16 protein-coding genes are annotated in these 15523 nt (G+C 38.4%); all 16 read right to left on the reverse strand.

What is annotated here, in order from left to right; all coding sequences use genetic code 11:
• Positions 1–4: 4 nt before the first annotated feature.
• Complete coding sequence (gene aguA, locus MK395_RS03510) at positions 5–1090, reverse strand: agmatine deiminase (RefSeq protein WP_049478255.1); 1086 nt, start codon at positions 1088–1090, stop codon at positions 5–7.
• A complete protein-coding gene (nspC, locus tag MK395_RS03515; protein WP_200730266.1) occupies positions 1087–2214 on the reverse strand; it encodes a carboxynorspermidine decarboxylase in 1128 nt (375 codons plus the stop codon). The genes aguA and nspC overlap by 4 nt, the downstream gene beginning before the upstream one ends.
• A complete protein-coding gene (locus MK395_RS03520; RefSeq protein ID WP_084921879.1) occupies positions 2214–3473 on the reverse strand; it encodes a saccharopine dehydrogenase family protein in 1260 nt (419 codons plus the stop codon). The genes nspC and MK395_RS03520 overlap by 1 nt, the downstream gene beginning before the upstream one ends.
• Complete coding sequence (speE, locus tag MK395_RS03525) at positions 3470–4330, reverse strand: polyamine aminopropyltransferase (RefSeq protein WP_268711283.1); 861 nt, start codon at positions 4328–4330, stop codon at positions 3470–3472. Before speE ends, MK395_RS03520 begins: the two co-directional genes overlap by 4 nt.
• A complete protein-coding gene (locus tag MK395_RS03530; protein ID WP_268711284.1) occupies positions 4331–5791 on the reverse strand; it encodes an aminotransferase class I/II-fold pyridoxal phosphate-dependent enzyme in 1461 nt (486 codons plus the stop codon). It lies immediately after the preceding gene.
• Between the two features lie 622 nt (positions 5792–6413).
• On the reverse strand, positions 6414–6968 hold the full coding sequence (locus MK395_RS03535) for a hypothetical protein (RefSeq protein ID WP_268711285.1): 555 nt from the start codon (positions 6966–6968) through the stop codon (positions 6414–6416).
• Between the two features lie 177 nt (positions 6969–7145).
• Positions 7146–7652, reverse strand: coding sequence for a YfbM family protein (locus MK395_RS03540; protein ID WP_268711286.1), 507 nt, complete (start codon positions 7650–7652; stop codon positions 7146–7148).
• Between the two features lie 72 nt (positions 7653–7724).
• Positions 7725–7907, reverse strand: coding sequence for a hypothetical protein (locus tag MK395_RS03545; RefSeq protein WP_000451082.1), 183 nt, complete (start codon positions 7905–7907; stop codon positions 7725–7727).
• A gap of 21 nt (positions 7908–7928) precedes the next feature.
• Positions 7929–8804: a DUF4300 family protein gene (locus MK395_RS03550; protein WP_049478262.1), complete on the reverse strand. Its 876-nt coding sequence runs from the start codon at positions 8802–8804 to the stop codon at positions 7929–7931.
• A gap of 156 nt (positions 8805–8960) precedes the next feature.
• Positions 8961–10700, reverse strand: a complete 1740-nt coding sequence (locus MK395_RS03555) for a glycoside hydrolase family 13 protein (RefSeq protein WP_268711287.1) — start codon at positions 10698–10700, stop codon at positions 8961–8963.
• A 178-nt stretch (positions 10701–10878) separates the two neighbouring features.
• Positions 10879–11370 carry a phosphoribosylanthranilate isomerase gene (locus MK395_RS03560; RefSeq protein WP_268711288.1) on the reverse strand — a complete coding sequence of 164 codons (492 nt, stop codon included), beginning with the start codon at positions 11368–11370 and terminating at the stop codon, positions 10879–10881.
• Between the two features lie 63 nt (positions 11371–11433).
• A complete protein-coding gene (locus MK395_RS03565; RefSeq protein WP_268711289.1) occupies positions 11434–12315 on the reverse strand; it encodes a diacylglycerol/lipid kinase family protein in 882 nt (293 codons plus the stop codon).
• Between the two features lie 246 nt (positions 12316–12561).
• On the reverse strand, positions 12562–13179 hold the full coding sequence (locus MK395_RS03570; protein WP_268711290.1) for an SAP domain-containing protein: 618 nt from the start codon (positions 13177–13179) through the stop codon (positions 12562–12564).
• Positions 13180–13497: 318 nt separating this feature from the next.
• Positions 13498–14235, reverse strand: a complete 738-nt coding sequence (locus MK395_RS03575) for a CPBP family intramembrane glutamic endopeptidase (RefSeq protein ID WP_268711291.1) — start codon at positions 14233–14235, stop codon at positions 13498–13500.
• 178 nt (positions 14236–14413) lie between these two features.
• On the reverse strand, positions 14414–15022 hold the full coding sequence (locus tag MK395_RS03580; protein WP_268711292.1) for a Type 1 glutamine amidotransferase-like domain-containing protein: 609 nt from the start codon (positions 15020–15022) through the stop codon (positions 14414–14416).
• Between the two features lie 57 nt (positions 15023–15079).
• Positions 15080–15508 carry an aminoglycoside 6'-N-acetyltransferase gene (gene aac(6') / locus MK395_RS03585; RefSeq protein WP_042902296.1) on the reverse strand — a complete coding sequence of 143 codons (429 nt, stop codon included), beginning with the start codon at positions 15506–15508 and terminating at the stop codon, positions 15080–15082.
• Positions 15509–15523 lie beyond the last annotated feature (15 nt).

Consider the following 15523-nt stretch of genomic DNA (forward strand, 5'->3'; position numbering starts at 1 on the left):
TCTCCTATTCTGGGATTTGTTGGGTGATACAGTGGATATTGCCACCACCTAAAAGAATATCTCTAGCTGGTATTCCTACGACCTTACGGTCTGGAAAACACTTGCTGAGGATATCCAAGGCCACTTGGTCGTTTACATCCTGAAATTGTGGCACTAAGACAGACTTGTTGGCAATATAGAAATTGACATAGGAAGCTGCAAGACGTTCACCTGCATAACGCTCCTCTTCCCCATCTTCATAGATATAACCTGGTAAATCCTCCTTAGTGACAACCTGACGAATAGCTGGGATAGGAAGCTTATGAATAGTGAAAGTGCGACCTTTTGCATCCGTTTTCTTTTCTAAAAGCTCAAGATCAGCTGCAGACATGGCATACTGAGGATCACTTTTGTCGTCTGTCCAAGCTAAAACAAGCTCTGCAGGACCAACAAAGGCGGCAACATTGTCAACGTGTTCATTGGTTTCGTCCTGATAAATACCATAAGGTAGCCAAATAACTTTTTCAGCTCCCAGGCTCGACAATAAGGTGTTTTCGATTTCCTCTTTAGACAAGTGGGGATTGCGACCAGGACTAAGTAGGCAACTTTCAGTCACAAGAATGGTTCCTTGACCATCGCTATGGATTGCACCACCTTCCAGTACAAAAGGTTTGGCCTCGTAAACAGGTATCTCTAAGAGTTCTGCAAAGCGACTGGCTACTTGGTCATCATCTTCATAATCTTGGTAGAGGCCATCGACTGTACCACCCCAGGCATTAAAAGACCAATCGACTGCCAACTTTTCTCTTTTTTCATTGACGAGAATGGTTGGCCCAGTATCACGCGCCCAGGCATCATTAGTAGGAATATCTAAATAAACAACCTTGTCTCCAAGATAGGATTGAGCTTCAGATAGATGGTCCTGCTCCACCAAAAGATAGACTCTTTCCACTTCTGCTATGGTCTTGATAATCTGAGTAAATGCTCTTTTAGCAGCCTTTCCTTGAAAAGGCCATGAACCTGGTCGAGTCGGCCATATCATGAGGGTGCCATGATGGGGTTCGTACTCTGCTGGCATACGATAGCCTGCTTTTTTCGGAGTTTCTATCATGATAATCTCCCTTTAAAGTCTTGATAGCCAAAGGCTTTGACTAAGCTGCAGTCACCCTGCTCGTCCATAAGATAGAGACTTGGCAAGCCAATACCGTTAAAGGTATTATTTTTGACAAAGGAGTAGATTGCCATGTCTTCAAAGTAAAGTCTATCACCGATTTGGACTGGATTTTCAAAACTATAATCACCAATCACATCACCCGTCAGACAGGTATTGGAAGAAAGTCTATAGGTATGGGCTTTTTCCTGCGGTTCAAATCCATTTCTCAAAGGTGGACGATAGGGCATTTCAAGTACATCTGGCATATGGCAGGTCGCGGAGGCATCTAAAACCAAAATATCCATACCGTTTTCGACAATGTCCAATACTTCAGTTGCTAGAGAACCCGCATTGAGCGCAATAGCTTCACCCGGCTCGATATAGACTTCAAGATTGTAAGTTTCTCGGATACGCTTGATTTCAGAAGTCAGCAAATCCACATCATAGTCTTCTCTCGTTATGTGGTGTCCTCCACCCATATTGAGCCATTTGACCTTATATAAATAAGGTCCAAACTGCGCTTCTACAGCTTTCAAAGTTGTCTCTAAATCATCTGCCCCCTGCTCGCAAAGGGTATGAAAATGAAGACCATCCACCAAGTCCAGCAAATCACTAGGAATCTTGTCTATAGTGACTCCAAAACGGGATCCAGGTACACAAGGATCATAGAGCGCGTGATCACCTTGGGTAGAACATTGAGGGTTGAGGCGCAAACCGACACTGATACCAGCCTCTCGGCAACGAGGACCATGTTTACGCAACTGTCTCTCTGAGTTAAAGACGATATGGTCCGTTATCTCCAGCAATTCCTCCAAGTCTGCATCCTTGAAAGCAGGTGCAAAGACATGGACTTCTCCTGGGAATTCTTCTCTAGCTAGCTTAGCCTCATAGAGACCACTAGCCGTTGTACCTGACAGATACTGGCTAATCATGGGGTAGGTTTTGTAGAGAGAATAAGCCTTCTGGGCCAGTAAAACCTTGCAGCCCGCTTCTTCCTGAACTTGCTGTAAAATACGGCAATTGGCTTCTAACTTGGCCAAGTCAATGACATAGGCTGGTGTGGGTACTTGTTCTAACTTCATTAGTCCACCATTTGTGGATTTTCAACCACAACCCAAGGCAAACCATACTCATTCAAAGCTTCCATGAATGGATCTGGATCCAATTCTTCAAGATTATAAACACCCGGTTGTTTCCAAGTACCATTCATAACTAATTTTGTCCCAATCATGGCTGGAACGCCTGTTGTGTAAGAAATAGCTTGTGAACCAACTTCTGCGTAACATTCCTGATGATCGCAGACATTGTAGATGTAGATGGTCTTTTCAACGCCATCTTTTACACCTGTAAAGATACAACCGATATTGGTTTTACCAACAGTGCGTGGTCCAAGGCTAGCAGGATCAGGTAGCAAGGCTTTTAAGAATTGAATCGGCACGATGTCTTGTCCATTAAAGTTAATGGCATCCGTACGAAGGAGACCAACGTTTTCCAAGCATTTCATATGCGTGAGATAAGATTGACCAAAAGTCATAAAGAAACGAATACGTTTAACTCCTGGAATGTTCTTAGCCAATGATTCAATTTCTTCATGGTGAAGGAGATACATGTCTTTTTGACCAACTTGAGGGAAATCATACTCACGCTTGATTGACATGGCTTCGACTTCGACCCATTTTCCATCTTCCCAGTAAGAACCAGGCGCAGAAACCTCACGGAGATTGATTTCTGGGTTAAAGTTTGTCGCAAACGGATAACCGTGGTCACCACCATTACAGTCTAGAATGTCGATATAGTGGATTTCATCAAAATAGTGTTTGAGGGCATATGCTGAAAAGACGCTGGTTACACCTGGGTCAAAGCCAGATCCAAGCAGAGCGGTCAAGCCTGCTTCTTTGAATTTTTCCTGATAAGCCCACTGCCATGAGTAGTCAAAGTAGGCTGTAAAACCAAGTTCCTTGCAGCGTTTTTCGTAGATAGCACGCCACTCAGGATCTTCTGTATCCTCTGCCTCGTAGTTAGCTGTATCGATATAGTGAACTCCAGTCGCCAAACATGCGTCCATAATGGTCAAGTCTTGATATGGGAGTGCTACGTTCAAAACAGCTTCTGGCTTGTAGCTTTCAATCAAAGCAATCACTTCTTCAACCTTGTCAGCGTCAAGGGTAGCTGTCTCAATCTTTGTACTTGTTTTACCTTCTAATCTAGCCTTCAAGTCATCACATTTTGACTTTGTACGGCTAGCAATCATAATTTCTGTAAAAGTTTCGCTATCTTGGCAAATCTTTGAAATAGCAACTTGGGCAACGCCCCCACATCCAATAACTAATAAACGACTCATTTTTTTCCTTCCTCTTCTTCTAAAATGTCTTCTACATACTTGGGCAACATAAAGGCCCCCACATGTAAGTTTGCAGTGTAGTATTCTGTGAAAAGCTGGCGTTTTCTCCAGCCTTCCTTGTCAAAATCTTTGACAGGGTGGTATTTTTTCGATGCAAATCCAAATAGCCAATAGCCAGCTGGACTGGTTGGGATGTGCGCCTGATAAACCCGACTGATTGGAAAGGCTTGATTGACCTTACGGTGCATACTTCGGCAAGCTGACTCATCTTCGTCAAAGAAAGGACTCCCATGCTGGTAAATCATGATCCCGTCTTCCTTCAGAGCTCTGTAACTGTTACCGTAAAATTCCTTGGTAAAGAGCCCTTCCGTATGTCCAAATGGATCTGTCGCATCGTTGATAATGATATCGTAATCATCCTCACAGTTTCTCAAAAATCGCAGTCCATTTTGATAGTAAATGGTAACACGAGGATCATCTAGCCCTGCAGCAAAGTCTGGAAAATACTCACGACAAACCTCTACCAACATTTCATCAGGTTCTACAATATCGATTTGTTCCAATTCTGGATAGAGCGTCAATATTTGGGCAACACCGCCATCACCACCACCTATAACCAAGACTTTCTTGGGATTGGGATGGACAGCCATGGGAACGTGGACCGTCATTTCATTGTAGACAAAATCATCCGCATCTGAAAACAAGACATGTCCATTTAAGATTAATATTTTCCCAAAAGCTGGCGTATCTAAGACTTCGATATCCTGCCACTCACTTTTTCCAGCGTAGAGTTGCTTAGCTGTTCTCAGGGACAGTTTCACATCTGGAGTATGAACTTCAGAAAACCATAAATCCATCTAGTTCTCCTTTCTCTTAATGACGTTGATGTGATTGACTTCTGGATCTTCCGTTCCTTGGAGGGAGCAACCACGTTCTTTGGCAAATAGTATATAATCCACAATCTCTCGTGTAATGCGTTCACCTGGTGCTAGGATTGGAATTCCTGGAGGATAGCACATGACAAATTCCCCACAGACTTGTCCAACAGATTCGTCTAAGCTTAAACTTTTTCTTTCTGAATAAAAGGCTTCCTGAGGAGATAGGACCAACTCAGGCTGGATATATTCTCCAGCAATCAAGTCTTTTCCATCTCTTGAGTAGAGTCTCTTGATGTCCGCCAGAGCACCGACTAAGCGCTCGATGTCTTGGATGCGGTCGCCAATGGAAATATAGGCCAAGATATTCCCAATATCCCCGAATTCAATCTGAATATCGTATTCGTCTCGCAAGAGGTCATAAACCTCAATACCGGTTAAGCCAATACCCTGAGTGTAAACGGACAGCTTGGTTACATCAAAATCACAGACTGACACACCGTCTATTAACTCTTTTGAGTAGGCATAATAACCACCGATAGCATTGATTTCACGACGAGCATACTCAGATAGTTCAATGACTTTCTCAAAAGACTCTTTGCCACGAAGGGCTAAGTTGCGACGAGAAATATCCAAACTAGACATAAGTAGGTAAGAGGCAGATGTAGACTGGGTCAGGTTGATAATCTGACGAACGTACTCAGGATTCATCTGCTCCCCGATAAGAAGGATGGAACTTTGGGTCAAACTCCCACCAGACTTATGCATAGAGACTGCTGCCATATCCGCTCCAGCATCCATAGCAGACAATGGCAATTTATCTGTAAAATGCAAATGCGCTCCATGGGCTTCATCCACTAAAACCAGCATGCCCGCTTCATGAGCCATTTCCGTTAAACCCTTTAGGTCTGAACAAATCCCATAGTAAGTAGGATTGTTAATCAAAATGGCCTTGGCATCTGGATGCTCCTTAATGGCCTGGGCAACCCGGTCATTTTCAAGACCTAAAGCGATGCCGATTTTAGGATCCACACTCATCTCGATATAGATGGGAATGGCACCGCATAAAACTAGAGCATTGATAGCAGATTTATGGACATTTCGTGGCAGAATAATCTTATCTCCTGCCTTGCAGGTGGAAAGAATCATGGTTTGAACAGATGAAGTTGTTCCCCCAATCATGAGAAAGGCATGGGCTGCACCAAAAGCATCCGCAGCTAATTCCTCCGCATCCCGAATAATCGAAATAGGATGACCAAGATTATCTAAGGGCTTCATCGAATTGACATCAATGCCAACACATTTTTCTCCTAACAGTTCGACAAGTTCTGGATTTCCTCGTCCACGCTTGTGACCTGGCACATCAAAGGGGACAATCCTTTTCTTGCGTAGTTTGACCAAAGCCTCGTAAATTGGGGCTTGGTTTTGATCTAACTTCTTCAAGACATACTCCTTTACCGTATTTTTAGCACCTCAAGAAGATAAAGGCGACTAAAGGTTGACTTATGAAAAAAGAGCAGGTTTTCACCTGCTCTGCAATCTTCTGACGTGTGTATTTTGGTTTCTGTTGAGTATGTCTGTTGCTGATGTTTCCTAACTCTCTAGTAGCAAATATTACGTACTTTATTGATCGTTTCACAAGATGACGTGTGCTTTCACCACACTAAAATTTATGAATTAGGACAAGTGTCCTAACATCAACTTATAAAAGTAGGCTTTTAACCCTATCAATAATGTGGCTTTTCAACCACGCTTCGGCATTCAACCCTGCCTGTCCGTAGGCATTTTTTACTCGGGTTTATATTTGCTAGAAAACATCATCTCATTTTCTAAGCCTAATAACTATATCATGTTTATAAGAACTTGTAAAGGATTTTGTGAAACTTTTTTAAAGAATTTTGTTTTTTGTTCGCAAAATATTATTCAACAATAAAAAGAAATCGTTTTAAGTCGTTATCTGCATAAGAAAAAAGGAACTACAGACATTAACTACTTCAATAATTCTTAAAGTATAACTTGATATTGAAAATCAATTCTTTTCATCAGATTTCATAAATATTTCCAGCTAGGAAGTATGAATCAACTGCTCCAATTCTACTTCTGAAAGCTGTCCTTGATTGTAAAGTTTTCTAAGTAAGTCCTCATCTACGGTAATTGAATAGTAATCCGTCACAAACTCATGAAATTTCTCAAAACTGTCAAAGAAATAGGATAATAACCATTCGCCACCGTCCTGATCTTGATAGGTATTTTGATGTTCTTGACCGTCATACCAGATAAAGAAGGTTGTTTCATCTTTTTGCTCTTCTGAGTATAGGTTTTGATACTTTTCATCCAGTCCTCTATAAAATCCGTCTATGATATCTTGATTCCACTCATCCGCAGCAAATTGACTCAAACTACTTTCATGATCAAAGCCCTTTATAAGGATCATTTTATCAGTAAAGATCACATCTAGAGAATCGCCAGAACCGTTGTCGATAAGGTAACGGACCCCATAGCTTCCCTCAGTCTTAACGATCAATCGAAGCCAGGTCTCATTTGGATCTGTTCGATACTCATCAATGACAAGTAAGGCATCTAAACGTGTCTTGGCATTTTCCCATTCAATTTTTCCCATCTCTTCAATCCTCCATCTTAACGTTTAAAATTTATTATGCTTACAAATTCTATAACCAATTTCTATCTATTTCGTCCAACTATACTGTGGAATATTTTCTTCACCAGACAAGTCATCAGGTGTTCGACTTTCTAGATGTACATTCATCACGCACCTGACTAACAGTTGGAAAAGTACTTAACAAATAGTCACTAGGACATTTCCTTTGAGAGTTAAGATTTTCTTATAAAAGTCCTTCATTTTTACAAAACAGGTTCGAATATCATCCTTGATTTCTTCCTCTTCTTCAAGATAATCCCAAATATCGGGGTATAAATCTGCCTTCTTGCATGCTTCCATGCTAAAGTCTGCCAGAGCCCTATCCATGTCAAAATTCTCTAAAGCTTGAACAATCTCAGCTATCTTTGAGTGTTCAGTATAGGCTATATATTCTGACACATTTTCTAAAGGGGTCACTCCCAAGACAGCTTCTCTCAAGGGGTCGTCATCCATAAATTCTGAACTACTAAAACCTGTCATAACAAAGAGTAAGGCATCCCACATTTTGTCAATATCTATCAACGTATCATTTCCCTCAGGATAATCCTCTACCAAGTCAAGCAAATCCTCTTCTTGACAAGAATACCGCTTTATTTGGCTTAATTCATTATCAGATAGATATTGATAATTAGCAATTATTCCCATAATGTTTCCTCCAATTAGTTAGTCCCCTTTCTTGAAAAAGGCAAGATATCTACTGTTTTTGGACTCTCCTCCTTATTTCTCATTCTCATCTTCCGTCACTTCCCAGACTTCTGACTGATAACCCTCACCTTCTATATCATAGCGCTGCATATAGCCTAAAAATCTTTCTTTTTGATTTGCCTTACGAGGCTTGAGAATGTTTACAGCCCAGAATCCGATAAGAATGACAACTAAAAGTGCTACTACTGTCTCCATACTACTTCTCCCTTGCCTAGCTTAATATCCTTCAACCCACTTTTCATTATCCATAATGAAAGGTTTGGCCAGTCCATCACCTGTATAATCCGCATACTTTGTAGCTAAATACTTGTAACAATCTTCCTTGCTCTCAAACTTAATTGCTTGATAAGGCTCTTCAAAAGTCAGTTTCTCTACAAATAAGAAACCCTCCTCAGCTGGCACTAAAACACCTACGTGCCCAACAAAAAGATACTCTCCATCCAAATTATCATGCAACACAACAGACAACATTCGAGCTTTGTCATTGAATTGAAACTGGGAGAAGAATTTCTCCATCTTCTGCGCATGAACTTTTACATCCATCGTTGCTTCCGTCGCTACCCTAGAAAATAGAATATCAAACTCTTCCTTATCTTTCGCATCAAATACTTTTCCCTTATCGATAGCATCGTTATCCACAAAAAGTAGCTGATCATTCTTTTCAAGCTTTGGAATTGTGACCGAATTTTTCAAGAGCGCATAGCTATTGATGCGGCAGTTGGTTCCGACAAAGTCACCCTTTTTTTGATTCCATAGATTACTAATTTTCTCTACATCGTATTCTGTCTTCGTAAAGGAGGCAAAATTTCCACTTAAGCCAGTGGAGCCGACAGTCGCATTATAGTCTGTGACAAGATTGAAAAATGCCTCAACACTATTTGGGTCCAAGTGAGCTGATAAGAGAGATTTGACCTCTTCGGTACTGACTTGACCGTTTAGATTGGAATATGAAGCCGTCCAAGGAACTTTATCTGAGCTGGTCTGTGTCTGGTTTGCAGCTTCAGTGCTCGTATTATTTTGCTGACAAGCAGCCAATCCAAGAAATAAGGGCAAACACAGTCCCAAGGCTACTACTTTTCTCGTTCGTTTCATGAAATTTCCTTTCTAAAGCAAAAGTCTCTATTTTTCTTTAAACACTCTTCACTAATCCCTCATCCGATAATCCGTGACTTAGCTTTATTATACTACATAAGTCAAAAAAAGACTGCACGAATCACCTATTCATAACAGTCTTTTTGAGTACGATTTTTATCGGATGATAAAACCTTTAGGCAAAATCGCCAGTTGCAGTCCCAATTCTTGGCAATGACTGGCTAGCACTACAGAATCACGGTCTACAAGATAGTTTTCACTTGATTGGTTAAAAATAGCTTGGACCTTTTGTCCATCATAATCCCATTCAAGAGCTAGCACGTCCGGCTTAATTTCTTTTAGGCTATAGGTGCCATGTTGGATAATGCCTGAAACCTCCTTACGAAGCTGAATCAACTTCTTCATAAAATTCAACATCTCATTGCTATCGGAAACACGTTCCCAAGGCATGACACGACGACAATCCGGATCTGGTCCTCCATCTAACTCCAACTCAGTTCCATAGTAGAAACACGGTGTCCCTCTTTGTAGAAAGAGGCAAGCTAGGGCAGACTTAACCAGTTGGGCATCTCCCTTGGCAGTAGCCAAAATGCGTTCCGTATCGTGAGAATCTAGAAGATTAAACATCACTTCCGAAATCTGTTGTCTATAGTACATTGATTGGCTATTGATTTCATTGATGAATTGAGGTGTCTTCTTAGTCCCTCGCAAGAAATAATCCTTGATGCTGTCGGAGAGAGGATAGTTCATGACTGCGTGAAATTCATCGCCATTTAGCCAAGGCTGGGAAGTGTGCCAGACCTCTCCAAGAATATAAAGGTCAGGCTTTTTAGCCAAGACAGCCTTCCGGAAATCTCGCCAAAATTGGTGGTCCACTTCATTGGCCACATCCAAGCGCCAAGCATCAATATCAAACTCTTCAATCCAGTAGGTCGCAACCTTTAACAAATAGTTCCTCACTTGAGAATTGGCCGTATTGAGCTTGGGCATATAGCTGGCAAAGGCAAAGGTATGATAAGGGAGCTTTCTTGGGTTCCCCAGCTTATCCTTTGTCACGGGGAATTCTTGAACATGGAACCAATCTTTGTAAACGGAATCTTCACCGTTTTTAAGGACATCCTGCCACTGTGGTGATTTGTCCCCGATATGGTTGAAAACAGCGTCCAGCATGATTTTCATACCTCTCCGATGGGCTTCCTTCACCAGTTGACGGAAGATTGCCTTGTCTCCAAAATGACGGTCAATTTCGAAATAATCCGTCGTATTGTACTTGTGATTGCTTGGAGATTCAAAGATAGGACAGAGATAAAGTCCTGTAATCCCTAAGTCTTGCAGGTAATCCAGATGGTCAATAATACCTTGTAAATCACCACCAAAGAAATCGCTCGTCTTTGGCTTGATAGAGGAATCCCAAACTAGCGCACCTTCAGGTGAAATCTCAGGGTTCCCATTAGCAAAGCGTTCTGGGAAAATCTGGTACCATACCGTCTTTGCTACCCAGTCAGGAACATGACAAGCATCAATCTCATGGATGTACGGAATTTTAAAGCCATTTCCTTCATAATGAAGGTTTTCTAGCGTGTTTTCAACACATCCCTTATCGCCATACAAAATACTCTGACCTTGTTTATCTTTAAGTTCAAAGAGATACTGGAGTCGCGCATAGTCAACTGAAACTTCCGCTTGCCAGTAATCAAATAAGGCATCAGAAGTTACTTTGACCATCGCCTTGCTTGCTTCATAATGGTCCTCTAAAAAGATAAAAGTATCTCCATAATGCAAATGGATGCTTTCAATATCATCTTTCTTAGTCCGGATACGAATGTGCATTATCTTATCCTTATAAAGATAAGCATACTCCGACTCTGGTCTATGGTAAATGGCAGTTAATTCCATTGTTCTGTCTCCTAGTTTACTTTTATTCATCTTGCTGCGCAAACGTTTTCATAATTGTGATTCTAGTATACTACTTTAAAATTTTATTTTCAAGACTAATCCGTAGTTTCGAGTGGATTGTTTTTGAGGATATAAAAAAGCAGTAAGTCTTAATACCTACTACTTTCAGATTGATGATTTACAACTGTCTTTCTAACCATTCTATCTTTTTAAAATCCTTATTGTTATTGTGGTTATTTCGATAGGAATCTTGGGAAGAAGCCTTGTAAATACTTAAATACTGTTCTAAACTTGGAACACGAAACGTGATGTCCTCGAGATGAATCAGCTCTATATCTGATTCCGAAACTCCTGCAAAATCAGGTAAAGAATCGATACTTCCGAATTCAACGCTCACACCATCCTTTTGGAATTCATGCTCATGAATATCTATTAAAACGTAGCCTAAACCTTTCATCACTTTCATTATCTTGTCCCAGTCATAAATTCTGAGATGATCAGGTGCTTCCCAACCTCTAGGGTCACCAGGAACATGAATATCAATGTCAGACGGCTGCCATTCTTCATTTGAACGGTATTCAAAACCCAAAGACCCCATGAGCGTCGGTGTGATTCCGACTTGGTTTAAATGAGAACAAATTATGCGAAATTCATCAAACAGAGAATTCATTCCTCCTCCAATCTTTGATATGAAACCAGTTTTAACAGTGAAAGACAAACTAACTTCTACCTTCTACTCTTTCGGTTTTGAAAATACTTCTACCCGCTGAGCTAGGACTTTGATTTCTACAGGTAGGTTATCCGATTTATCGCCGTCAACATCTGACTCCAATTCACTATCTGAAGAGATCTTAATATTACGCGCTCTAATATACTCAATATTATCATTGCCGACAACATCTCCTTTTAGTAAATCAGGAATGACGGATAATTTAGAGAATATAGAGGCATCTTTTAGAATCAAAATATTGGCATAGCCATCTTTGTCTTCTTCAAAGATTTTCTTATCAGCAAAGTAATTTGTCAAGAGAACCAAAACATGACTAGCTTCACCAACATAATTTCCATTTTCTGTCTCAACCTTAATGTTAAAGACCTGATCCGTCATGACAGACTTCATGGTATTTACAGCATAGGCAAGGATACCAAATTTTGTCTTATCTTCAATTTCAACATTGTGAATCGCCTCAGGCAGAGAACCGATACTAAAGATATAACCAAAATAGTTGTCATTTGCTTTACCGATATCAATCTTATTAGTTAAATTAAAATCGAGTTCATCAATCGCGCCATCGATGTCTTGATTGATTTCCAACAATTTCGTAATGAGGTTACCCGTACCGCCTGGGATAATACCCAACTTAGGAACGTATTCTCTCTCAGCAATACCTGAAATAACTTCATTGACAGTCCCATCTCCACCAAAACATACCACTGCATCATACTGCTCACGAGACGCTTCCTCAGCAAAGTGTGTTGCGTCTAAGGCTTTTTCGGTAATTTTTGTTTCCACATGCTCAAAATAATCTTTGGCTTTATTCTCCAGCTTGACCTTATAATCCAAAGCCTTTTCCCCACCAGAGGTAGGGTTGATAATTAACATTGCTTTTTTCATTGATTTTCTCCTTAATTTTTAAATAGAAATGTTAGTGTAACTACATCAGTCATCACATATAATGCTATTATATAATGAAACCTCAGAAAAGAGAACTTTGACGTACTGGAGATTAATATAATTTTATTCTATTTTCCCATCACCTAATTACATCCTTTAAGGATTCATCCAAATCAGAATAAGCTTTATCCTTTATCCAATAAGGAATACCATAAGTTGCCTCTGCCACCAAGTGAGATTGCGATTCTACTTACAATAGTCTTTTATTTTATCAGCATATTTAGTCAAAAGATTTTTTGAATAAATTTTTTCATTTTTTGAATTTCTAACTTCTTTCCAAAGAATAGAAGCTACTTTTAGTTTATTCGAGTAGTTGCCACTATTTTCGTCTGAACAGAAATCCTTTAAAAATTGATTCCATTGACAAACCGAATGATCATACTTGGCATAATCTGAATTTCCATAATAGACTTTTAGCATATCTTGGATTGTAAAACTCAAATCATTTTCACTTTTTACTTTTCTCCAAGCAGTCGCCATATCAGCAGTAAATTTAAAGGGCGAAACCTCTGTTAAAGTTGAGAAATATTCTCTAAAGTGTGAATTAAAGGAGAATCCACAAACAAGTAAGGGCGTATCTAAGGTAAAGGCTTCTACTTGTTTCTTATTTATTTTTGTTGATGATTTTTTAATCAAATTTCCCTTAAAATACTGCTCAATAACATCATTGAGCTCTTGTTTTGTAGCTCTATATTCAAGCCCTAATGATTTGCATATCTGTGAAAGTTCATCACGATACCAATAGTATTTATTAAACTCATCAAAGGATATGATTTTATCAAACTCAGGTCTGCTCTCTATCAATATAGTACCTCCTTAAAAACAGTTTAGGTTTTCATTTCTAAATAATGGAGTTTTAGTTTCTTTATTCTGAGGATTAGCTACGTTTCTCTAATAAATTTACACACTCCACGTGTGGTAATATTCTTCTTTTATACTAATAAACGAAAGGCAGTAAAAATCATTTTAGAATGATACTGTGGAACGGAAAGATTTTCGCCACTTCAAAAGAAACGACATTCATCACTCCACTTTAAATTATAATAGATAATTCTCTAACATAGATCATCTAATTAGCAAATTGTTACTTTCAATAATTAATATACTAATCTAAAGTTAAAATTACTTTTCCTTACTAATTCTATTACTCGTCAATATAGTATAAATCAAATAACCAATAAAAATGATAATAAAAATAAGATTAATTTTTAACACAAAATAGAGATTTAACAAATTTGCGAACGCATGAAATAATAGACAGTACCCCACAGATTTCGTTTGACGATAAAGAAGCCCTAAAACAAAACTTAAAAATAATGTATATATAAAAAATAAAATGAAAGGAAATCCTTGATGACTTTCTCCGACTATAAACCATAAAGGCAGATGCCAAATTCCCCAGATTGAACCTACAATCAAATTAGATTGCCAATAAGTATATTTTTTATCAAGTAACGGTTGTAAAATACCTCTCCATCCTAATTCTTCATGTCCACCACCAAAAAAAATTAATTGAATAAAGAATAGTGGCATCAGATAAATGGATACTCCATTTAATTCTAAGGAAGATACAGAAAATAGTATCAAAATTGCTAACAAGTGAATAATGAAATAAATACTACTATTTTTTCTTTTATTAAATACGAAATGTTTAAATTTTATATTATTCCTTTTCAAATAAAAACCACTTGCAATAGCTGGACCAAGTGCACCTACTATATGTAATGTTCTTCCTATAATTGTTTCTAATCCAAAAATATGAGATTGCGTAAAGATAGCAAGAATCCCCCAAGCTATATAAGTAATTCCAAATGTACAATAAAGATAATTTTTTAAATTCTTTTTGTCAATTTCTGTCATTTTATCTTCCTTATTTTTATTATTTTATATGTAATATTTGTTACTGCTTCTTAGTTGCTCTCGATTATAACTACCTATATTCTATCATAAAAAACAAAAAAAGCCTTACAATCAAGGCTTTTCACTATTCATTTCGTCAATACTTTAGTTTCGTAGATTCAGATTCGCATGATTAAAACTAGTCAATTTTTTCTATGATATTTCCAAGTTTATCCAATACAAGACAGGAATGATCATTTAGTGGAATTATGGGAACACTAACGAGTTCTTCTGCTCTATCCTTATTAGCTTTATCATTCCAGGAATCATAATGGACACTAATTAAAAACTGACTAAAGAGTCCTAATCCATTTTTTATCTTTATCTGATGATCTGAATTATCATTAGGTGAGACATAGACTTTTTCTCCTAATAATAGGGCTCCTGCAGAAAACCCTATAACTTTTGCCCCTTTATTAAGCATATGATCGATATAATTTTTGAACTCCTGATTGACATAAGCAGCTATATATTTTTCCGTATTTCCTCCACCGATGATGATTAGATCAGCATCTAAATAGCTATCAAAATCAATCTGCTCAGTGTCCAAAAGTAAGTAATCAGTGTTTAGATTAGGAAATTGACTTTGGAAAACTTCCGTGTACTTTTTCATATAGGGTTGCCAACTATCTCGAAAAACTGTAAAAATAACAATTCTTTCAATCTTGCTTGATAATACAATTTTATCAACAATGCTATATTTTTTTATTGGGGGATTCCCACCCATCAAAAAAATTTGTTCTTTCAAGTTAACACACTTTCTAAAGAGACATAAAATTTAAACAAGTTTATTCACGTTTCTAAATTATAATTTCTTCTTAAAGTGAATAATTCTATTTGCCTCCTGAAATCCAATATTGAGATGAAATCTTATAGAATCCGTATTCGTTAAAGTACAGTCACTTGCAAATTCCTTACATCCTTTATTTTTCGCCCATTCCTCACATTTTGTACAGAGATTTTTAGCAATATTCTTTAAACGATATTCCTCGTCGACAATAATCCCTTCTAAGAATCCAACAGGACTATATTTACAACCTTCAACATAATCAAATCTAAGTGAACATAGTGCTAGACCTACAATTGTATCACCTTCAACTTCAGTAAAGATTGCAGTATTTTTGCCATTCGTATATTTTTTTACTTCATCAAAAGCTTCTTTATCGGTCAATTGGGGCCATAATTGTTTTATTAGTTTAGCCGTTTTTATAGAACCTTTTGTTATTCCATCCATATTGATGTTCCTCCG

This window comes from Streptococcus oralis, assembly GCF_026782085.1.
In the GTDB taxonomy this organism is placed as follows: domain Bacteria; phylum Bacillota; class Bacilli; order Lactobacillales; family Streptococcaceae; genus Streptococcus; species Streptococcus oralis_DA.